The organism is Winogradskyella sp. SYSU M77433 (genome assembly GCF_029911945.1).
In the GTDB taxonomy this organism is placed as follows: domain Bacteria; phylum Bacteroidota; class Bacteroidia; order Flavobacteriales; family Flavobacteriaceae; genus Winogradskyella.
This window is the reverse complement of the sequence record NZ_JARYTG010000008.1, coordinates 181,845-203,494: the sequence shown is the minus strand read 5'-3', so window position 1 is coordinate 203,494 and position 21,650 is coordinate 181,845. Positions and strand designations below refer to the sequence as shown.

The window sequence follows — 21,650 nt, the reverse complement described above, 5'->3', positions numbered from 1 at the left end:
GTATAACCGCAATTACGGCGGATTCGACTACGTCCGAATCCACTCGGAATTGCTAACGCCAGTTCTTAACCGAAAATCACTAACTTTAATCCCGTAACTGACGGTTATACGAGACCGTTAGGCAACATTAACCACAAAACTAAAATGAAAACAATGAGAAATTTGACCTTATTACTAATCGTAATAGTGACCTCTATTAATCTAAATGCTCAATCAGATTCTGAAATTAAAAACTCTATCCGAATTAATGCCTTGGGCTTATTTACTGGTTTTTATGAATTTCAGTATGAAAGAGTGATTAGCGAAAAAGGAGCAATAAAAATTGGTTTCGGAACTGGAACTTTAAGAGATGTGTCAGGTAGTGATGCCGATGATGATTTTATGGATGCATTTGGAACAAATGCATTTAACAATAATAATCAACGAGTAGTTGAGGGATTTACAATAAATGCTGGGTACAGATATTTTTTCAGTCATTTAAAAGCACCCAAAGGTTTATATGTGAGCCCAGGAATTCAATATCTGAATTTAAATGAAAAATACACATATACAGATAGTAATAACCAACCTTCAACCTTAGTTGATAATGATTATTCAATTTTTAATATCAGAGGTCTTTTCGGGTATCAATTTATAATAGCAAAAAGAATTATTTTAAATCCGTATTTAGGTGCAGGAATTGCTTTGGGTAGTGTTGATGAAAATAATAGTAGAGCTGACGCATTCGGAACAGGATTTTCGATAAATGGTGGAATTGATATTGGTATTGGATTCTAAAATAACGTTGCCTAACAATGGCTATAAGTAATTGCTTATTCTCGCCTACTTCTGAAAATCCTCGCGGATTTTCAGTTTGGTGTGTACTCGCAAAGTTAAGTGCTAAACCACGCAACTACTCATAGCCTACACCGTTAGCATTTATAAAAAGTGACGAAAAAAGAAGCTGAAATATTAGTTCAAAATTATTTAGCGAAAAATCTAAAAGGTTTTTCCATAATACCTGAATCTACAATGGAATCGGAATCTTGCTTTGCGATATTTTATCAATCGGATGAATACTTAAAATCTAAAAAAATCGAAGATATGGCAATTGGACAAGGACCAACTATTGTATCAAAAATTGACGGAAAATTATTCCAAACTGGTTCGGGACGTTTTGTTGAGGATTCAATAAACTCGTTTGAAAAATACGGCGATCCTTATTTAGAAAAAGACAATTCAAGAATTATTTTATCATTAGATAAAAATGCGAGTATTGAATCATCATCAATGATTTCGATATTAAAAAAAATAACAGGAAAAGGTATATTAGAATCTAAACAAATTCTAACCGATTTGACAAATGGAGGAACAATTGATTTTGAAAATGAATTGACTGAAAATGAATTTGAACAATTGAATAAGTTGGGATTTATTATAGACTATCCTTGGCTTAATTGAAATAATAAATTACAAATGCTAACAATGGCTATAAGCAATTGCTTGTTCTCGCCTACTTCTGAAAATCTTCTCGGATTTTCTATTCAGTTTTTATTTTTAAGTAAGTTATATAAAACCGTTAAGCACAATCAAAAAAATGCGAAAATCGAATATTTTATTCCTTGACTGGGGACTTTCACAAGATAAAATTGGAAATACATTATCTTCTGAATTAAATTCTTCAATTTTTAATTTAAGTAATTTATTAAAAGAACAATTACAGAATAATGATAGTTTAGGAAATGAAATGAGGAAAATACTTGAAAGCGGAAAAATGTTTACAACTGAAATGATTGGAAAATTTATCTCAAGAAACTTAAAAGAAGTTAATAAAAATGTATTCTTTCTTGAATATCCAAGAACAAATGAACAATATGACGGGTTGAAAAAAGTATTAGCTGATGAAAATATTGAATTGGAAAATATTTGGTATTTCAAACAACGTGAACCAAAAGAGTTTATGACCAACCATTTTAAAAACCCAGAAGAAAAACAATGGCTAGATAAATATGGGAATGAAGTGATTGAAAAATGGAGAGTCGAATTTACTCGAAGACGTGAATAAATATCTAAAATTCGAAATGTATCTGAAAGTTCTAAATGGAAAATTATAGAAATGGATTACATTGAGAATTTAAGTTCGGAATATATTACACGAAAAATAAAAGACTGCTCCTAATTATCTATAAATTAATATAAAATATAACCAAGAACATCGTCTTAACTTCAAACAGAACAACATTATCCTAATAAAAAATAGAACGACTTAAAAAATTCTAAAAAAGAATGTTAATACGTCTTAAAGTGGCGTACCGCATAGGTTTTATACTACAAAACGAAGTATTTAACACCTATTTAGATTCAATTTTTGAACCTTTAACTATAGGAAAAAGTAATAGATACTTCTTAAAATCATTTAAAAAATTAATAAAAAACAAATAAATATCATCAAATTTTAAGTATTTGGTAAAAATTCCTAATCAACTATTGATTAGATTTCTAACAGATTGATAATGGTTAATTTTGTAGTCCCCTAATTCCTTATACAAAATGAAACCCTATTTTCCCCTTTTTTTCTATCTATTTTTTGCTACACTATCTTTCGCCCAAGTTGGTATTGGAACAACATCTCCTTCAGAAGCTAGTATTTTAGATATTACATCTTCTGATAAAGGACTTTTAATTCCTCGTGTAGCTTTAACAAATTCAAACGACGTTACTACCATTACTGATCCGGTGGAAAGTTTACTCGTTTACAACACCTCTACCTCGAGTGACGTTTCTCCTGGCTTTTATTATTGGACTGGAACGACCTGGAAAACGCTGACATCATTTTCAGACGAACAGAATCCCTCTTCAGATAATGCTTGGACTCTAGATGGCAATTCAATTTCTAGCAGTAATTTTTTTGGTACTACAAACGAACAACCTATCCGATTGCGTACCAATAACGCAGAACGGTTTAGCTTTACTACCTCTGGTCAATTAGTTTTTAATAATGGTATTGAGTTAGGAACCTCATCAAACACAAACTCTAATAATGCTATTGCTATTGGTGTATCGTCTAACGCTTATTCAAATTATGCTATTGCCATTGGAGATGAAACAAATGCCACTGAAAATGCTATTGCTCTAGGAAGAACTGCAAATGCAACAGGTACTGGTTCAATAAAAATCGGTCAATCAGGTGGTTCAAATGGCACTAACTCTATAGCTATAGGAACTAATGCCAATTCATATGGAGGCTCTTCCGTCTCAATAGGTAACAACGCCTCATCAGCAGACAATTCCGTCGCTTTAGGTAACGATGCAAATGCATATGTAGCTAACACTATAATTTTAGGAAATCATAATAATAGTGCTCTTAACGTTGGTATTGGCACAAACACCCCTCAGGCAAAACTTCAGGTAAACAATTCTTTTAGATATGTTGATGGTAATCAAAGTAATGGTAAAGTTTTAACAAGTGATGCAGATGGCGATGCGAGCTGGCAGACACCTGCAAATCAAGTTTATGGTGAGATGTATGATGATGCAGGCAGTACTAGCGTGACTTCAACTGGAGTATCATTAACCCGTACCATGCCTTCAGCATCAGTATTAAAAAACGTAAGTCATCAAAATAACTATTTGCAAGTGGCTTATGCTGGTGTTTACGAAATTTCATTTAGTGCAACCGTAATCCAGAACAACAGTGACTCAAGAATCGTTGAAATGTATCTTGAAACTGCTCCTGGCAACACTACTTTTACTAAGGTGAATCGCAGTTCTGCTTTTGTAACTCACTTAGTGCAAAACGAGAGACAAAATGTTAAGAAGACAATTTTAATTTCGCTGAATAGTGGAGATCGTGTTCGATTGGGATATACTATTACGGGTTCAGGGAGCACACTCTTTCCTGCAAACACCAGTAATGTTGTTCTAAAAAGAATAGATAGCTAAATATATATAAACTCAGTATTCGCTTGTAGAAATCACAACGTTACTCTATAATTCTTTGTAATAAGAATTTAGTAAATATTGTCTTCAAGGTATATAGCTCATTGATACAAAAATTTTCTTTAAGAATTTGATTTCATTTAATTTTCTATCTTTCGGCCAAAGAAAACTAAATACATAAATGATCCTTTCTAAACAGAAAATCGGGCTTTTTCTTGGGCCTTTTTTATTTATTCTTCTAAAATTTTTCTTTCAGCCCGAAGGACTTTCAGAAGAAGCTAATGCTATTTTAGCTTCTACAGCTTGGGTTGCCGTTTGGTGGATTACTGAAGCTATTGCTATTCCGGTTACTGCTTTACTACCAATTATATTATTTCCGCTCTCTGGTGGACTTTCTTTAAGTGAAACAACAGCATCTTATGGTCATAAATACATTTTCCTGTTTATGGGTGGTTTCATTATAGCTATAGCTATTGAAAAATGGAATTTGCACAAACGGATTGCTTTGAATATCATCAAACTCGTAGGTACCAACGTAAGTAAAATTATTCTAGGTTTTATGGTAGCTACAGCATTGTTATCGATGTGGATTTCGAATACCGCTACAGCCGTAATGATTCTTCCTGTTGGTATGGCCATTGTATTACAACTAAAAGACAATCCCAAAACCAAGAAAAACGAAAATTTAATTTTCGGTAAAGCTTTAATGTTAGCCATTGCTTACAGTGCTTCAATTGGAGGTATGGCAACACTTATTGGCACACCACCAAATTTGGTGTTAGCAGGTGTTGTAGAAAGCACCTACAATACTGAAATAACATTTTCGCAATGGTTTGTTTTCGGCTTTCCTATTAGTATAGTTTTATTAATTGTATGTTGGATTTACCTCACCAAATTTGCCTTTAAGTTTGAGCAGAAAGAATTTCCTGGTGGTCGTGCAGAAATAGACAAACAATTACAAGCTTTGGGCAAAATCACTTATGAGGAAAAAGTGATATTGATTGTCTTTTCAATCACTGCAATCGCATGGATTTGTAGATCTTTTTTACTCTCAAAATGGTTACCTGAAATTGATGATACTATTATTGCTATAACAGCCGCAATCGTTCTGTTCCTAATTCCAAATAAAGAAAAGAAAAGTGCTCTTATCTATTGGGAAGATGCTGTAAAACTACCTTGGGGAATACTTCTGCTTTTTGGAGGTGGCATGGCTTTAGCTTCTGGTTTTGAGTCTAGCGGTTTAGCTGTTTGGATTGGAAGTCACCTTACATCTTTAGTTGGAGTGTCGATTTTTGTGCTATTGTTGGTTTTAATAGCTTCCGTTAACTTTTTAACAGAGGTGACTTCAAATATGGCTACCACAGCTATGCTTTTACCTGTATTGGTGTCGTTGGCAGCCATCATAGAGGTTCACCCTTATATTTTATTGGTCAGTGCCACGTTAGCTGCTTCATGTGCTTTTATGCTTCCTGTTGCTACACCACCTAATGCTGTGGTTTTTGGTTCTGGATACTTAAAAATTGAAGACATGGTAAAAAAAGGCATATGGATGAATATTATTTCCATACTGCTAGTAACGCTTATCGTTTACTTTATACTACCTCTCATTTGGAAATTGAACTAGCAACTATCGCTTACGTCTTCTATCAACCTTACAGTTTCTACACCTTGAAAGATACGTTAAAGAAAACTCGTAAACACCATTAGTTCTGCCAATATTAGTGGTATTAGCATCATAAGACAGCCCAAACCTAAAAGCTTCATATTCTAATCCAACAAATGCATTAATTGAAGTTAAAAGATGACTACTATCATCATTTTTTGCAGGGTTTGTAGCTGCTGTTACTCCTACCAAAAATTGATTTACAGTAAACAATGAGCCTATATCTAAACGATTATACTCTCCTTGCTGCATGTAATTGGCCGTCATCATAATCTTATAATCATTCAAAAATGGAAAACGAAAATTACCATGAACCGAATAGAAGATATCCAATGGTAATTTTTCTCCATCTACAAATGAAATATTAGGACGATTGAGGTGTTTTGCAGATACTCCAAACCAATAGGTGACATTATTAAGTTCCTCTCGTTCAACAACTATTCCTGCAGAAATATCCCCAAAAAATACGTTGTCTGCATTGTTACTTAAAGGATCTACAGAATTTGGGTTTACAACACCTGTATTTATATTAATTTGATCTGCTAAAGTCAAGTTACTAAAACCAATGTCCTTAAAGCCTAAACCAACTTCAATAGCTGGTCTAAAAAACCATCCATCGTTAAGATTCACACGATGCATGTAGTTGACATTAATCTGATAATAATTGTATTTATTGAAAGTCTCATGTTGTCTCAAGAAGTTAATTCCTAATCCAAAGCCAAGGCTTGGACCATAATCAAAAGACTTGTTTAAATAAGCATATTGCGTATCTATTCTTAAATCTAAATTTGGCCACTGAGTCCTAGTTAACAACCCTGCAGCTATTCTATCACTATCTTCAAAACCCGAAAATCCTGGATTTAATGTTTCTTGTATGTAGTTAGATTGTGTGAAAATTGGATCCTGAGCGTAGACCTTAACGCTCCCTAAAACCAATACCAAAGTAATAATATGTTGTATTCTCATGTATTGGTACTATTTAATATAAACAAAAGCTCCTTGCTTTTTAATTTCATCTCCATAAAATGTTTTTGCAGAAAAAGTATAATAGTAGTTTCCGTTTTCAGCAACTTCTTCTTTTACCTTTCCATCCCAACCTCTAATAGCATCACCCTTCTCTTTGTATATAAGACTTCCCCAAGTATCAAAAACACTAAGTTCTAGAGAATTTAAGCCTATATGCACAGGCGCAAAATAATCGTTGAGTCCATCACCATTGGGAGTAAATGCATCTGGCATTATGAGTTTATAACCTTCTTCAACATAAAGCGCAACAACTTTAGTATAGACGCACCCAAAAGGATATGTTACGGTTTGGGTTACGACATGGCTACCTACTTCAAAATAAGTATGGATTGGGTTTTCTTCTGAAGAAAAACTACCATCACCAAAATCCCATAAAATGCTTTCGTAATCACCTGTAGCTGTATTTGTAAACTGAATTGGATCTTGAATAGCATACACTCCATAGTTTTCATAACCAAAGGATGTTGTAGTGAAATCAGCATTACCTAGAATTGGAGTATCAACATTAAGCGAATAATTTGTTGAACAACCTAAAGCATCAATAACTTCCAAAATCACCAAACCATCTTCATCCGTTGTCATTAATTCATTGTTAGCTCCACTAACATTTCCAGTTGACCAATTGTACTGATACGGTGGCACTCCTCCACTCGCTATTGCTTGAAAAGTTTGATTCACAGTACGTGTCTCACAATCCACATCAGACTGTATGTTGACATCTAAAACCAAAGGCTCAAATCGATTTACAGTCCAGCTTCCTTGAATCTCACAGCCATTAGCATCTACAACGTTGGCCACATAAGTATTTGGAGGCACATTATTTAAATCTTCAGTCGTAGAATTATTAGACCAAGACACATTAAATGGTGGTGTTCCTCCTTGAATAATAAGGTTGATAGAACCACTATTGGCATCATCGCAATCTAAAGCATCACTTACATTGGCTGATAGCTGCAACGGAAGAATGTCATAAATAGTAAAACTTTCTTGAATAATACAAGGTGCGCCGTCAGTAATCGTCACGGAATACGTACCTGCCGCTAAATTATTGCGCTCTGTACCTGCTGTGGAATCATCATCCCAAACTAAGTTTACAGGATCTATTCCGCCTTGAAAATTCAAGGTAATACTTGCGTCGTTCTCACCTGCACAAGTCATTTGTGTAACGACAGGTTCTATCAAAAATATTGGAGCTTCTTCAATTTCTATTGGAAAAGCACGCTCACAATTTTCGGCATCTGTGATCGTTATGGTATAAATTCCTGCTGAAAGATTTGTTTGACTATTTCCTGACCCAAAATTACTCCAAGCAATGTCATAAGGCTCTACACCACCTGTTATATTATCTATTGTAATCGATGCGTCATTATCTCCGTAACATTCAATTTCTGTTGTCGTTACTTGGATATTAATTTCATCATTCTGAAGAATTTCAACTTCTAAATTATCTATACATCCTGAACTGTCTGCAACTGTTAAATTGTAAACTCCTGCGATTAGATTATCTATATTTTGATTAGGACTTGTAAATCCACTCGGTCCTATCCAGCTGAAATTATAATCTAAACGTCCTCCTACAACATTTACAACAATTGCTCCTGTGGCATCGCCATAGCAAATAACATCTGTTTTTGTATCTAAGTTTACCTCAAGTAAATCTGGCTCTATAATAGTAAAATCTAAAGTTATAGGCCCACAATTATTAGCATCTGAAACCGAAATGGAATAATCGCCTGGGCCAAGATTTGTTAAATCTTCATTTGTAGAAAATGGTGAACTGTTTAAAGTCCAACTATAAGTATAAGGAGCAGTTCCTCCTGAAATATCTATTCCTATTTCTCCATCGTTAGCACCAAAACATGAAATGGTTTCAGGATCAAAATTCACATCACTAAATACTAACTCGTCTGGTTCAGTGATTATAAATGTTTCTGTATACGGACAGCCACCATCATCTTGAATGTCTAAATTATAAGTTCCCGCAGCAAGATTAAAAATACCTTCGTTAGTACTAGAAAATCCATCAGGTCCTGACCAAGTAATACTATATGGATCTCCTGTTGAGAAAGGAATGCCTCCTACTATATTAATCTCAATAGATGCATTATCAGACTGAAAACATGTATTATTTACAACCGTTGAAGTTACAGAAATAGAAGGGTTAACGGTAACAGCTACTGTAAAATTTTCTCCAACGCAATCACCTACTATTGGCGTCACAGTATAGGTAACTGTTGCAGGATTTACAGTTATATTTTCTAAAAATTGCGAGATCGAAGTTGTTGGTGTTAGTTGCTCTAGAGCACCTGTAACGCTACCTGCAGGACTTACAACTGGATTTGTCCAAGTGTAAACTATATTTGATGGCACTATATCTCCATTACTTTCATCTGGAGTATATTCAAAAGTATTACCACTACATATTAAAAGTGCTGTATCACTAACACTTGGTGTAACATTTACAGTAATCTCTGCTGTATTTGAGACTATCTCCGAACATCCTCCAGAATTAAACGTTATTATGGCATAATAATATAATGTTCCAACTGTACTTACGTCTGGGCTAAAGGTATCTGCTTCAGCTCCTGAGACTAGAGTTCCAGTTGCTGTATCATTAATTGTATTTACATACCACTGATAGCTAGGTGTACCTGTACCATTTGTATATGATACCGATAAATCTGTCGTAGTTTCACCGAGACAAAGTTCATCTGGAATAGGCTGAGAAGTAAATTGTGCTCCTGCACTTATCTCAATTTCGCTAATAGCACTTGTAACTTCACAACCCGATACATCTTGAGTAATAACACAGTAATAATAGAGTGTCCCTACAACATCTGTTGGAAGTGAATATACTGAAGCTGTAGCACCAACAATTGGTGTTCCTGAAGTTGAATCGTTAACTGTATTAACATACCACTGATAAGAGATATTTCCTAATCCACCAGAAGATATAACTTCTAAATCTTGAACTGCTGCATTTTGACATAAACTCTGAAATGGTATAGGTTGTGTTGTAATTTCAGGATCATCTACAACAATAATTTCTGCAACATCACTTATTAAATCTGAACAGCCATTGGCTTCATAAGTGATTTCAACATAATAGTAATAACTACCTAGTGTTGTAAATGCTGGAGGTGTATATGTTGATAGGGTTGCGCCTGAAATAATTGTACCACCTGAATTGGTGTTAGTAGTATTACTATACCATTGATAAGACAGGTTACCTGTTCCACCGGAAATAATTATTTCAAGTTCATCTGCAACACCTCCAATACAAATAGATTGAGAGCTTATGGGTTGCGTATCTATCTGTGATAAATCTGCCACTGCAATTGCTGCAGTGTCCGAAACAATTTCACTACATCCTCCTGTTGTAAATGAAATGACTACATAATAATACGTTATACCTACAGCATTGGTTGGAGGTAAAAAAGTTGATGAGGTTGCTCCTGAAATCAATGTTCCAGAAGTATTATTATCAATAGTATTTTGATACCATTGATAAGTTGCAGTTCCTGTACCATTGATAGTAACTGATAAGGGATCTACACTCCCATTTAAACAAACAGCCTCAGACAATGGTTGGTCTGTAATCAATGGAGCTGGCTCAACAATAATTTCAAAATTCATAGGACTTCCAGCACATCCATTAATTTCCGGAACTACCGTATAAATTAATGAAGTACTATTTGATGATGTATTCACTAATGTTTGAACAGGAATAGTATTCGATGTACCACTAGGAATATATCCTGTAATATCTGTTGGGTTGTTGGAAGACCAACTGAACGTCGTATTCGGATTATCAGATGTTAAAACAATCTCAGTTGTTGAGGTGCCAGAACAAATTGTCTGAATTAAGTCTGTATTAGTCAAGTTCGGCGACTCATTAATAGAAAATGTTTCCGATGTTGTAGTTACACCACAATCATTGGTCACCGTAAATGTTACCGTATAATCACCAGCGACAGTATAAGAAATTGTTCCTGGATTTAACTGGTTTGAAGTTGCAGGTGAACCACCTGGAAAAGACCAGCTATAAGTTATGGTCTCTGAACTTGGGGCGCAGGTATCTACAGTAGCAATAGGATTAATATCTGCCGAACCACAAGCATCATCGATTTCAGAAATACTAGCTGTTGGAGGTTGTTTTACTTCAATTGTTTGAGAAGTTGTAAAATCACCACAGGAATTTGTGACAGTCATTGTCAGTTCATAAATCCCAGCATTATTAAATTGAAATGAAGGGTTGACCGAAGTCTCATCTGTACCATTGGTAAATTCCCAATCTTCTGTAATGCCACAAAACTCTGAAATATATGTTACTTCCCACAGATAAGTCTCACCTCCACAAGATTCAGCCAAATTAGTGGTATCATTAGCATCAATGTTAAATGGCACACAACCAGAATTATTGCTAACAGTAAACGCTGGCACCAAACCTGGTTCTATACAAATGGTCTTGGTTACAGGGTCTGTTGTTCCACAAAAATTCTCTTCGATAAGTGTTACAGTATAGGTGCCAGGTGACGTATAGGTATGAGATGGGTTTTCTAAATCAGAAGTAGTACCATCACCAAAATCCCAAGAATGAGCCGCTTGCTCAGTACAATTAGGTCCATAGCCACCTTCAGTAGTATTTGTAAACTGAATTGCTGTATTCACACAACCCGGATTTGTAAATTCAAAATCAACATTTGGTTTTTCTAGAATTATTATAGGACCTGCCGTTAGAAGTGTTTCACCACATGAAGTTGCCACAACTAGGGTTACAAAATAATTAGCGTTAGGACAATTAGACTGTGTATATTCATGTGGAATCGGAAAATTCTGAGACGCATCTGGATCACTAGCATTATAGTATGAAGAGCTTTCTAACTGATCTTGTGTATAAAACTCTTGCGTACCATCACCAAAATCTACAGAATAGGTTGTATCTGGTGGATTAGAACCCCAAGAACTTATTTTAAAATCTAGCGCATCAATAGGTAAACACAAGTTTACCGTTCCTGGTGGATTAATAATTCCACCTGTTGGGTTACTAGAGTTTTTCACAAGAATAGTTTCAGTAGAAACACATCCACTATCTCCATAACCTGTAATGACCATATTGAATGATCCCAACTCAGTATAAGTATGATTTAAAGGAAAGGTTACATTTGTCTCAACGGCAGTTCCATCTCCCCAATTCACATCATAAGACGTTACACAGCTATCGGACGGTGAAATATTCCCGACATCAACTGTATACGCTGGATCAACAGTATTATTTCCACAATTATCAAATGGAGGTGTAAACTCTGCATTTAAATCTTCAAAAGCTAATTCTGGTCGTTGCTCTACACTGATGGTTTGAGATGTTGTATCTGTACAACCATTGCTATCAGTAACTGTTAATTCTGCTGTAAATGTTGAAAATCCACAACCAAAAGCATTATATATATGTGTAGGATTAGCTACAGATGAAACAGTACCATCTCCAAATTGCCAGTCATAAGTGAATGGTCCATCTCCTACAACATTAGATGTAAAGTTTATTGGAGTACCAGAACAAGCACCATTATTATTAAACGTAAATGAAACATCTGGTGGACTTGCTACCGTAATTGTTGCTGTACCATTTTCTGAGCTGGTATCGTTAGATCCATCAGTCACAGATATTAATTCATAGATAAAAACACCAACTGCATTTGTCATCACATCTACAGATATAGATTCATTAGTCCCTGTCGTTTCTGCAATCTGAGGAGCTCCTGCGTTTATGGTATAGGTAAAAGTATAAGGTGTATTACCACCACTTCCTGTAAAAGTAACTTGTGGTAAAGGATTTTCATTTAGGCAAACTGTAGCCGTTCCAGAAATCGATGCGCTAGGCGGTAAAATCTCAGTATTTTCAGAAGTAAAATTCAAAAAACTATTTGTCAGTTTTGAACCTTCATCCCTGTTAAATGCAACTACTACTCCCAAAAAGCAAACAAAAAACAATAAGAAATGATTCTTTATTTTCCCCATAAAAAATTAATAGCTAATTACTTACGCGGATCAAAGTAGTTAAAATCTTGTTAAGACAATATTAACTTTATTTTTTATCGACAATCGCCAAATATTTCTGTTAAAACGACAAAAAACACTGTTTTTTAAGTATTTACAAAGAATTAATCATCATCAAAAATACTAGTCTAAGAATATTACTGATTTTTATAAAATTGCATTTAATCGGTTTTTTTTGCGTTTTATGGATTAAAATCGAAAAATAATTCTATATTAGCCACATAATTGATTTTCATTCACTCCCAAATCTGATGAAAAAAATTAGACCAACCCTACTTATGATGGCTATATGCCTATGTATTTCTGTAAACGCACAAGAAATAGATGGTATTATTGCTGATGTTATTGAAAGTCAATTTTCTGGATCTGGTTATGACCATAATGTCTCTTATTTAGATTTTTCTGCGAACAATATAATTGAAAACACAAATGATGTTGATATTAGTATTTTAAACTCTAATAGTTCAAACACTGCTCCTAATACCGATGACCCTAACAACAATTCTATTATTATTTGGGGTGATAATGGCAGTGATATCAACATTGATAATGCACCTCTAACAAGTAATTTAAGTATTGATATAGAATCCGCCTTAGATACTAATGTTTCTTTCTCTACTAAACAAAAGGTATGGAAAGTAACTGAAAATGGAAATATCCCTACCGTTTCCATTAAAATTCCATTAGAGTTTATTGAAAACAACTCCGAGCTAGTAAAGTACTATATGTTTATTTCTGACAACGAAGTGTTTGATACTTCTTCAAAATTCAGAATTATGACTTTAAATTCAAATGGTTATTTGGAAACCAATTATAATTTTGAAGGTATAAATTACATCACTTTTGGCTTTTCACCACAAATCTCAGAAGAGCGTTCTATAAAATTTGATGGAGTAGACGATTTTATAAAAATCAATGAAACTGCAGATATTAACCCTTCAGAATTTACAATTTCTGCATGGATAAAGCATAATTCTGAAACATCGACAAAAGCATCAATAGTTTCTAAAAGAAGTTCTAATTTTTCTACAGGTTTTGATTTTTCCTTAGTTAGCAATAACCGAATAAAAATCATATGGAAAAATGAACAAACGCAATCTTTAGTCTCAAATACTTCAATACCAAATAATGAATGGCATCATGTTGCTGTCACTTATAATAACTCAATCGTTTCTATATATATTGATGGTGTTTTAGATACTTCCGCTTTTAAATCTGCACTTATACCAAACAATGAATATTTATTGATTGGAGCTTCAGATAAGAACTCTCCAGTTCAACATTTCAAAGGATCGATTGATGAAGTTAGAATATGGAATATTGGACTCAATCAAGATCAGTTGCGGTTTATAATGAATCAAGAAATCAGTAATAACAATGGATTGGTTTTAGGTTCAGAGTTACCAATTTCTATAACAAAAAATGATATTTCATCCATACCATGGTCTTCTCTTACAGCCTACTACCCTATGTCTAATTTTACACACAACGCTGTAATTGATGCTTCTGGAAATAACAATGATGGTATTTTAAAAAACATTTCAACGGTCGATTTAGAAACAGCACCATTACCTTTTACATCTAAGCAAAATGGAGATTGGAACAATGCTTCTTCTTGGAGTTTAGCAGATGATTTATACATTCCTGGATCTGCTTCCATTGTAGATTCCAACATTACTATAGATTGGAATATTGTAAAAACAACTCATAATATCACGATGAGCAATGAGGTTTTACCAGCTTCAAAATTTCAAAATAGAACAATTTTAAGTCTTGAAATTGAAAATACATTAGCCGTTTTAGGTGATAACGAAATTCACAGTGGTAATGGACTAACAGTTACACACTACTTAAAATTAAATGGAAAGCTAGATTTACAAGGAGAATCCCAATTAATACAACCTATCGATAGCGATTTAGAAGTGCTTTCTAATGGTCATCTAGAACGTGACCAACAAGGTACAGGGAGTGAATTCACCTATAATTATTGGTCATCTCCCGTTACTAAACAAAATGCTTCTGTAAACAGTTTTAAGGTTATTGATGTCTTAAAAGATGGTACAAATACCGAAAATCCGTTAACTATAAATTTTTCCTCTTCTGGTTACAATGGCGCACCTACAAGTCCGATAAAAATTGCTGATTATTGGATTTGGAAATATGCTAACAGTGCTTCTGGAAACTATTCATCTTGGCAACATATAAGACGTACAGGAACTATTTTTCCTGGCGAAGGCTTTACCATGAAAGGTCCTGGAATTGAAGATGAAACCCTAAAACAGAATTACGTTTTTAGTGGAAAACCTAACAACGGAGATATTAACTTAACGCTTGCGCCAAATAACGAATATCTGGTTGGTAATCCCTACCCTTCGGCTATTGATGCCAAGCAGTTTATACTAGACAATACAACTAATGCTTCTGGTACAGGGCCTACCATTTCTGGCACCTTATATTTCTGGAACCACTATGGTGGTAATTCTCATGCAGCTCAAAACTATCAAGGTGGTTATGCTACATATAACTTTTCTGGTGAAGTTGCAGCTGCCTCAAAAGGTTCTATTTTAGAGAATAACATTAATATGACTGCTCCTGAAAAACCTGGTCAATATATTCCTGTTGGACAAGGTTTCTTTGTGATTGGAAAAAATGGTGGCACTATTAATTTTAATAACGGTCAGCGTGTTTACAAACAAGAAGAAGGTTCTAACTCTGTTTTTATGCGAGGTATGGTTAATAATTTTTCTAAATCTGCGGACAATCGTATGAAATTTAGAATCGGTTACAGCTCTACAAACACCATCAATCGTCAGTTACTTTTAACCATTGACAGCAATACAACTCCTGATATTGATTGGGCTTATGATGGTGAATTAAACGAAACGCAAATCGATGATATGTTTTGGCTCATCAATGATGAAGAATTCGTTATTCAAGCGAGTAATGATGCTGAAGTTTCAGCCATTTATCCTTTAGGTATAAAAATCTCTAGTGACGGATTAAATACCATCAACATTGATGATCTTGAAAATGTTCCTGATAATTTCAATATCTATTTACATGATAAAGTTCTAAACCTTTATCACGATTTAAGACAAAGTGATTACAGTGTGTTTTTGAATGCTGGTGAATATTTAAACAGATTCGAAGTTACTTTTGGATCCGATGAATTATTAGGTATCGATGATCATTCTAACCAAAGTATTGACATCCTTTATTCTTCCGATATCAACCAATTGGTCTTGATAAACCCAAACCAAATAGACGTTACATCTATTGTACTTTTCAATATGCTAGGACAATCTGTTACGACGTACAATACAATAATAAAAAGTAGTCATTCGGAATATGATGTTAACCTTAGTGCTGGTACTTACATTGTGAAGCTAGCCACTAAAAACCAATCCGTAATGACCAAGAAAATATTAGTTAAGTGATTTTTAATTATTTTTAGTTAGTGATTAGCAAAGTCTCAGTCAACACATTGACTGAGGCTTTCTTATTTAAGGACTTCTAACATCGCTTCAAAAGAAAGTTTGTCCTGCTCACCAGACTTCATATTTTTAAGTGTAAACAAACCTGCATTGATTTCTTCTTCACCCACTAAAACCACGTAAGGAATATTACGACGATCAGCATGTGTCATTTGCTTTTTCATCTTGGCACTATCTGGATAAAGTTCTGCCTTAACACCATTAGTTCTCAATTTAGAAACCGCTTGTAAACACGCCATCGCTTCCTTATCACCGAAGTTTATGAACAAGACTTTTGTAGATTCTGTAATGGTTGCCGGAAACAAATTCAACTCATCTAATACTAAATAAATACGGTCGAGACCAAAACTAATTCCAACTCCACTCGTATCTGGTTTACCAAAAATACTGGTTAAATCATCGTAGCGACCTCCACCACCAATAGAGCCCATTTTTACGCCTTTAGGAGCTGATACTTCAAAAATGGCACCTGTGTAATAGTTAAGACCACGAGCTAAAGTGACATCTAATTGTAGTTGCGCTGTTTTCAATTTTAAGTTTGAAATCGCTGTGTTTATAAACTCTAATTCCTCAATACCTTTAAGACCAATTTCTGAGCTTCCTAAAATAGATTTTAAACTCGCCACTTGATCTCCAAAATCACCTTTAAGTTCAAACAAAGGTTGAAGCTTAGCAATACCTTCTTCAGAAATATCCTTGCTACGCATTTCTTCCTTCACTTTCTCCTCTCCTATTTTATCTAACTTATCTAAAGCTACGGTGAAATCAATAAGCTTGTCTTGCGCTCCGATAACTTCAGCAATACCAGATAAGATTTTACGGTTGTTAATTTTTATAGTTACACCTTTTAAATCTAAAGCTGTAAAAACCGCATCATAAAGTTGCACAAATTCTACTTCTTGAAATAAAGATTTAGAACCCACCACATCAGCATCACATTGGTAGAATTCTCTAAAACGGCCTTTTTGCGGACGGTCTGCACGCCAAACGGGTTGAATTTGATAACGCTTAAACGGAAACTCAATCTCATTTTGGTGTTGTACCACATAACGTGCAAAAGGTACGGTAAGATCGTAACGAAGGGCTTTACTAGTAATTTGAGAGGTTAAATGTTTATTTATTTTTTTATTGTAGAAATAATTGATAATATCTTGAACTCTTCTTTTCTTATAAGCAGGAACCTTCTTATATTCAGATATTACATTGTAGTCAATTAACTTTTTTATCAAAGTATCAAATTCATCAACATTGTCTATTATTTCATCATTATATAATCTTTTTGAAATTATTTTCTTTTTAACTTCTGAAAAAAGAAATTGAAAGTCACTATAATATAAATCATTTAATTCTTTACAATTTTGTATTATGTCTTCAAGAGTTTCTACCAAATTCTCTAAAACTTCCTTGTATTTTGATAAATCTACTACATTTCCTTTCACCTTTTCAAAATACTCTCCCGAATCCAGTATCTTAAAAATCAAGCGATCCCCTTCATCACCATATTTTCCCATTAAGGTCTCTGAATTCTCAAAACTTGGTGTTTCTATAGGTTGAAAACCATACAGCTGGAACTGTGTTTTTATAGTTTCTATAATATAGGAACGTTTTGCGACTTCTTCTGCATTAAAATCTCTTGTGCCTTTTGGTATGCTTGGTTTTTGCGCCATAATATTTCCCACGAAAGTGGAAATCTCTTTTAGTGAAACTTCATATTTAAGTCACAAAAATATTATAATTTTTAGAGGTCTAAAGAAGATATTTCGTTTTTATAGTAACTTTATGCTGTTTTAGTAGTCTTATACGTAAAACAAGCCAAAACCGAAATACCAAACTATGTTTTCACTTCTTAAGGAAAATTTTAAAATTGCTTTAGGTTCTATAAAAAGTCAACTACTCCGTACTATTTTAACGGTTTTGATTATTGCTATTGGTATTATGGCTTTGGTTGGTATTTTAAGTGGTGTTTCGGCTTTAGAAAATACGCTTTCTAGCAATTTCTCTTCTATGGGTGCTAATACATTTAATATTCAGCGTTATGAGTTCACTGCGCAACGCCAAAGCAGTAGAGAACGCCAAAAAGTGAATCCCGTTATTAGCTATAGAAACGTTAAGGATTTTGAAGATAATTACGATTATCCGTTTACAAAAGTGGCCGTGTCTTTCTACGGTTCTGCAACCTCTGAAGTGAAATATGAAAATATAAAAACCGATCCTGAAGTTGCCGTACTTGGTGCTAATGAAAACTTTATTGAAAATTCTGGTTTAGAGTTGGAAACTGGTCGTTCTTTGAATTCATTTGATGTTGATAACAACAGTTCAGTCTGCGTTATTGGTAGCGATTTGCAAAAAGCGTTATTTCCAGATGATAATCCTTTAGATAAAACCATAAGTGTTAGAGGTTCTAAATTTAAGGTTATAGGTGTTTTAAAGGCGAAAGGTTCTACGTTTGGAAACAATCAGGATTTAAGAATGATTATTCCTATTCAGAAAGCACGTTCCATTTTTACAAGTCCGAATATCAATTATACCTTGAGTGTAAAAGTGGACAAAAAAGACATGCTAGAAACCGCACAAGATGATGCTATATTGACTTTTAGAAATATTCGTGGACTTAACCCGATTGAAAAAAATGACTTCGGCATTGAACGTAGTGATGATTTGTTGAATAGAGCTGCTGAAAATACTAAAGTACTCTACATTGCTGCTTGGATCATAAGTATCATCACCATTTTTGGTTCTACCATAGCATTGATGAACATCATGCTAGTTTCCGTAACCGAACGTACTCGTGAAATTGGTGTTAGAAAAGCACTTGGTGCTAAACGTAAAACGATTGCATCGCAATTTTTTATGGAAACCATAATCATTGGGCAGTTTGGTGGTATCCTCGGAATTATCCTTGGCATTCTCATTGGTTGGGCTGTATCTTATAAATTTGAATTAGATTTTTCAGCTCCATGGGTCGCTATGATTTGGGCAACGAGTATTGCGTTTATAGTTGCTGTGATTTCTGGATTGTATCCAGCTACAAAAGCCGCAGGATTGGATCCTATTGAGTCTTTGAGGTACGAATAGTTGGTGTCTGGTGGATGGTTTTTGGCAAACAAAACTCAACCGATTTTGTCACGCTGAACTTGTTTCAGTGTCTCTGAAATAAACACAGTGCTATATATAATTCTGAAAAAGGACTTCGACAAGCTCAGTCTGACAACTAGTTTTAGAACTACTGTCTGATCAACTTTTCAAAATATTGAAATAATTCACCTTTTGTGATATTAGCTCCTTGTTGAACAAGTTTAAAAATATCCATATGCTTATCATCCGAGTAATCTTTTTTAGCATTGAAAAATTCGATATCATCAGATAATAAATTATCGCGCAACCACTGAAAACCTTCTTTTGTTGTAAAATCAGCTTTTTCGCTTTTAAGCTTTAAAGCGATAAGATGCATATCTTTTTCGCGACACTTAAATAGATGTATTTGCTGTGGTGAAATATGCTCTAGATACTCTACTTTGTCTAATACACCATACCAAACCAAATCACTAAAAACATCCAATTCTTGCTCGGCAGCTTCAGGTTTATTTTTCTTAATGTCTTCCCATTCTTCAGCAGTTATGGATTGTGTTGCCAAGAAATTGATAAACTCTTGGTGTAATTCTTCAAACTGTTCTTTCGTTAATCTTGCGTATTTCATGAGAATTATTTTCGTATTGCTTTTTGAACTTCAAAAGGTCTATCAGTTGCCAAAATGTTTACTCCTTTACTCATCCATTCATTATATAAATGATTTCCTCTAGCTTCAGCTTGTTTATCTAAGTTGCCTAAAGTTCCAAGCATCGCTACAATATTTTTATCCTTCAACCTTTTATATAAATTAGGATTTGACAAACGTGTTCCTGTAAATGCTAACATATTTTTGGTTGGAATTTCAGAAGCAAATAACCTATTTAATTCCTCATCATTTCTAGCCGAAACTGAAATTAAAAGTTCTGGTGCTAAAGCGTAAGATGATTTTGCTTGGTTAAGATCATAAGTTATGATAACACAAACATCTTCTGCGTTGGCTTTTTTAATGGCTTCAATCACTACCGACTGACTTACGGAACGTTTTATATCTACAGTAAGAATGACATCATTAGCCTTACACCATTCTAAAACTTCAGAAAACAACGGTATTTTATAATTGGTTTCGTTTCCGTAATCATCTACTAAGTTGAATTTATGCAATTCGTCGTAGGTGTAATCTTTAACCAAACCTGAACCTGTTGTGGTTCTTTCCAAAGAATTGTCGTGCATTAAAACCAGTTTTCCATCTTTGGTTTGTGCGATGTCAACTTCATAAATAGCATTAATACTATCACTAACATATTTTATAGTTTCCAAGCAATTTTCAGGATAGTTAATAATTCCCTTTCCACCTCTATGTACACTGATTTTTGGATAATCGGATTTTGAAGCCCTAAACACATCTAAAAGCACAGATGTATCAGAAACGTTTTGCTCTGTTTTGACTTCTTTACAAGCAAGAAAACTTATAAATAAGAAAGCAACTAAAATATATCTCATAGTGTATCTACATTTGTTGGGATCCTGATTATCATCGGGATATTTTAACTATTATTTTTGAATTCGCAAACTTTCTTGCTTTTCAAAAATTAGTTTCAATAAAAAAAACCGCTTAGTAAACTAAACGGTTTTAAATATTTTAAAGACTAAGATTAAGCCTCAGCAATTACTTCGAAAGTAAAATCTACATTTACAGATCTGTGTAATCTAATAACCGCTTCGTACTGACCTAAACGCTTAATGTTTCCACCGTTGATAGAAATGTATTTTTTATCAACTTCGTGACCTTCTTTTCTAAGCGCTTCAGATAAATCCATATTAGTTATAGAACCAAATAATTTATCACCAGCAGTTGCACCTGTACCAGCTTTTGCAGTAATCTTGATGTCTAAAGTCTTTAATGCTTCAGCTGTTTTTTCAGCTTCTGCAATGATTGACTTCTCTTTATATGCTCTTTGTTTTAAAGTTTCTGCTAAAACTTTCTTAGCAGAAGGAGTTGCCATAATAGCGTGTCCTTGAGGAATTAAAAAGTTTCTACCATAACCGTTCTTTACTGTTACAATATCGTCTTTAAATCCTAAATTTTCAACGTCTTGTTTTAATATAAGTTCCATTGTTATGATATTTTATTTTAATAAATCTCCTACGTATGGTAACAACGCTAGGTGTCTAGCTCTTTTTACTGCTACCGATACTTTTCTTTGGTATTTTAAAGAAGTACCTGTTAAACGTCTTGGTAATAATTTACCTTGCTCGTTAACGAAGTTTAATAACCAATCTGCATCTTTGTAATCTACGTACTTAATGCCAGACTTCTTAAAACGACAATACTTCTTAGTTTTAGAAGTTTCGATATTTAATGGAGTAAGATATCTTACTTCTCCATCTTTTTTTCCTTTTGCTTGTTGTTCTATAGATGACAT

General features: G+C 34.0%; 14 protein-coding genes. 7 read left to right on the top strand and 7 right to left on the bottom strand.

Annotated elements, in window-relative coordinates; genetic code table 11:
* Nucleotides 1-153: 153 nt before the first annotated feature.
* The 5 genes from QGM60_RS15935 to QGM60_RS15915 all read left to right on the top strand — a co-directional run bounded on the left by QGM60_RS15935 (nt 154) and on the right by QGM60_RS15915 (nt 5,542).
* Nucleotides 154-777 carry a hypothetical protein gene (locus QGM60_RS15935; protein WP_281141248.1) on the top strand — a complete coding sequence of 208 codons (624 nt, stop codon included), beginning with the start codon at nt 154-156 and terminating at the stop codon, nt 775-777.
* Nucleotides 778-927: 150 nt separating this feature from the next.
* On the top strand, nt 928-1,440 hold the full coding sequence (locus QGM60_RS15930; RefSeq protein WP_281141247.1) for a hypothetical protein: 513 nt from the start codon (nt 928-930) through the stop codon (nt 1,438-1,440).
* A gap of 136 nt (nt 1,441-1,576) precedes the next feature.
* Nucleotides 1,577-2,044 (top strand): nucleoside monophosphate kinase, encoded by a 468-nt coding sequence (locus tag QGM60_RS15925; RefSeq protein ID WP_281141246.1) that lies wholly within the window; start codon nt 1,577-1,579, stop codon nt 2,042-2,044.
* A gap of 485 nt (nt 2,045-2,529) precedes the next feature.
* The gene (locus QGM60_RS15920) at nt 2,530-3,921 is read left to right on the top strand and encodes a hypothetical protein (RefSeq protein WP_281141245.1); all 1,392 of its coding nucleotides are present in this window, start codon (nt 2,530-2,532) and stop codon (nt 3,919-3,921) included.
* A gap of 178 nt (nt 3,922-4,099) precedes the next feature.
* A complete protein-coding gene (locus QGM60_RS15915; protein WP_281141244.1) occupies nt 4,100-5,542 on the top strand; it encodes a DASS family sodium-coupled anion symporter in 1,443 nt (480 codons plus the stop codon).
* A 3-nt stretch (nt 5,543-5,545) separates the two neighbouring features.
* On the opposite strand, the gene QGM60_RS15910 is transcribed toward QGM60_RS15915, so the two are convergent.
* Complete coding sequence (locus QGM60_RS15910) at nt 5,546-6,547, bottom strand: PorP/SprF family type IX secretion system membrane protein (RefSeq protein ID WP_281141243.1); 1,002 nt, start codon at nt 6,545-6,547, stop codon at nt 5,546-5,548.
* A 9-nt stretch (nt 6,548-6,556) separates the two neighbouring features.
* On the bottom strand, nt 6,557-12,625 hold the full coding sequence (locus QGM60_RS15905; protein ID WP_281141242.1) for a PKD domain-containing protein: 6,069 nt from the start codon (nt 12,623-12,625) through the stop codon (nt 6,557-6,559).
* A 290-nt stretch (nt 12,626-12,915) separates the two neighbouring features.
* Between QGM60_RS15905 and QGM60_RS15900 the strand changes: the two genes are divergently transcribed.
* Complete coding sequence (locus tag QGM60_RS15900) at nt 12,916-16,101, top strand: LamG-like jellyroll fold domain-containing protein (protein WP_281141241.1); 3,186 nt, start codon at nt 12,916-12,918, stop codon at nt 16,099-16,101.
* 62 nt (nt 16,102-16,163) lie between these two features.
* Here QGM60_RS15900 and hisS read toward each other — a convergent pair whose 3' ends face one another.
* A complete protein-coding gene (gene hisS / locus QGM60_RS15895; RefSeq protein WP_281141240.1) occupies nt 16,164-17,825 on the bottom strand; it encodes a histidine--tRNA ligase in 1,662 nt (553 codons plus the stop codon).
* A 166-nt stretch (nt 17,826-17,991) separates the two neighbouring features.
* Here hisS and QGM60_RS15890 point away from each other — a divergent pair, with 166 nt between their 5' ends.
* Nucleotides 17,992-19,233 (top strand): ABC transporter permease, encoded by a 1,242-nt coding sequence (locus tag QGM60_RS15890; protein ID WP_281141239.1) that lies wholly within the window; start codon nt 17,992-17,994, stop codon nt 19,231-19,233.
* Nucleotides 19,234-19,381: 148 nt separating this feature from the next.
* Here the strand turns inward: QGM60_RS15890 and QGM60_RS15885 are convergent, their stop codons facing one another.
* The 4 genes from QGM60_RS15885 to rpsR all read right to left on the bottom strand — a co-directional run bounded on the left by QGM60_RS15885 (nt 19,382) and on the right by rpsR (nt 21,650).
* Nucleotides 19,382-19,855, bottom strand: coding sequence for a DUF6495 family protein (locus tag QGM60_RS15885; protein ID WP_281141238.1), 474 nt, complete (start codon nt 19,853-19,855; stop codon nt 19,382-19,384).
* 5 nt (nt 19,856-19,860) lie between these two features.
* Nucleotides 19,861-20,727 (bottom strand): glycerophosphodiester phosphodiesterase family protein, encoded by an 867-nt coding sequence (locus tag QGM60_RS15880; RefSeq protein ID WP_281141237.1) that lies wholly within the window; start codon nt 20,725-20,727, stop codon nt 19,861-19,863.
* 152 nt (nt 20,728-20,879) lie between these two features.
* Nucleotides 20,880-21,341 (bottom strand): 50S ribosomal protein L9, encoded by a 462-nt coding sequence (gene rplI / locus QGM60_RS15875; protein ID WP_281141236.1) that lies wholly within the window; start codon nt 21,339-21,341, stop codon nt 20,880-20,882.
* Nucleotides 21,342-21,353: 12 nt separating this feature from the next.
* Nucleotides 21,354-21,650, bottom strand: a complete 297-nt coding sequence (gene rpsR / locus QGM60_RS15870) for a 30S ribosomal protein S18 (RefSeq protein ID WP_281141235.1) — start codon at nt 21,648-21,650, stop codon at nt 21,354-21,356.

Excerpts from the sequence above, each read along its gene's own strand:
- QGM60_RS15935 (WP_281141248.1), top strand. The coding sequence starts at position 154 with ATGAGAAATTTGACCTTATTACTAATCGTAATAGTGACCTCTATTAAT.
- QGM60_RS15925 (WP_281141246.1), top strand. The coding sequence starts at position 1,577 with ATGCGAAAATCGAATATTTTATTCCTTGACTGGGGACTTTCACAAGAT.
- QGM60_RS15920 (WP_281141245.1), top strand. The coding sequence starts at position 2,530 with ATGAAACCCTATTTTCCCCTTTTTTTCTATCTATTTTTTGCTACACTA.
- QGM60_RS15915 (WP_281141244.1), top strand. The coding sequence starts at position 4,100 with ATGATCCTTTCTAAACAGAAAATCGGGCTTTTTCTTGGGCCTTTTTTA.
- QGM60_RS15910 (WP_281141243.1), bottom strand. The coding sequence starts at position 6,547 with ATGAGAATACAACATATTATTACTTTGGTATTGGTTTTAGGGAGCGTT.
- QGM60_RS15905 (WP_281141242.1), bottom strand. The coding sequence starts at position 12,625 with ATGGGGAAAATAAAGAATCATTTCTTATTGTTTTTTGTTTGCTTTTTG.
- QGM60_RS15900 (WP_281141241.1), top strand. The coding sequence starts at position 12,916 with ATGAAAAAAATTAGACCAACCCTACTTATGATGGCTATATGCCTATGT.
- hisS (WP_281141240.1), bottom strand. The coding sequence starts at position 17,825 with ATGGCGCAAAAACCAAGCATACCAAAAGGCACAAGAGATTTTAATGCA.
- QGM60_RS15890 (WP_281141239.1), top strand. The coding sequence starts at position 17,992 with ATGTTTTCACTTCTTAAGGAAAATTTTAAAATTGCTTTAGGTTCTATA.
- QGM60_RS15885 (WP_281141238.1), bottom strand. The coding sequence starts at position 19,855 with ATGAAATACGCAAGATTAACGAAAGAACAGTTTGAAGAATTACACCAA.
- QGM60_RS15880 (WP_281141237.1), bottom strand. The coding sequence starts at position 20,727 with ATGAGATATATTTTAGTTGCTTTCTTATTTATAAGTTTTCTTGCTTGT.
- rplI (WP_281141236.1), bottom strand. The coding sequence starts at position 21,341 with ATGGAACTTATATTAAAACAAGACGTTGAAAATTTAGGATTTAAAGAC.
- rpsR (WP_281141235.1), bottom strand. The coding sequence starts at position 21,650 with ATGTCATCTATAGAACAACAAGCAAAAGGAAAAAAAGATGGAGAAGTA.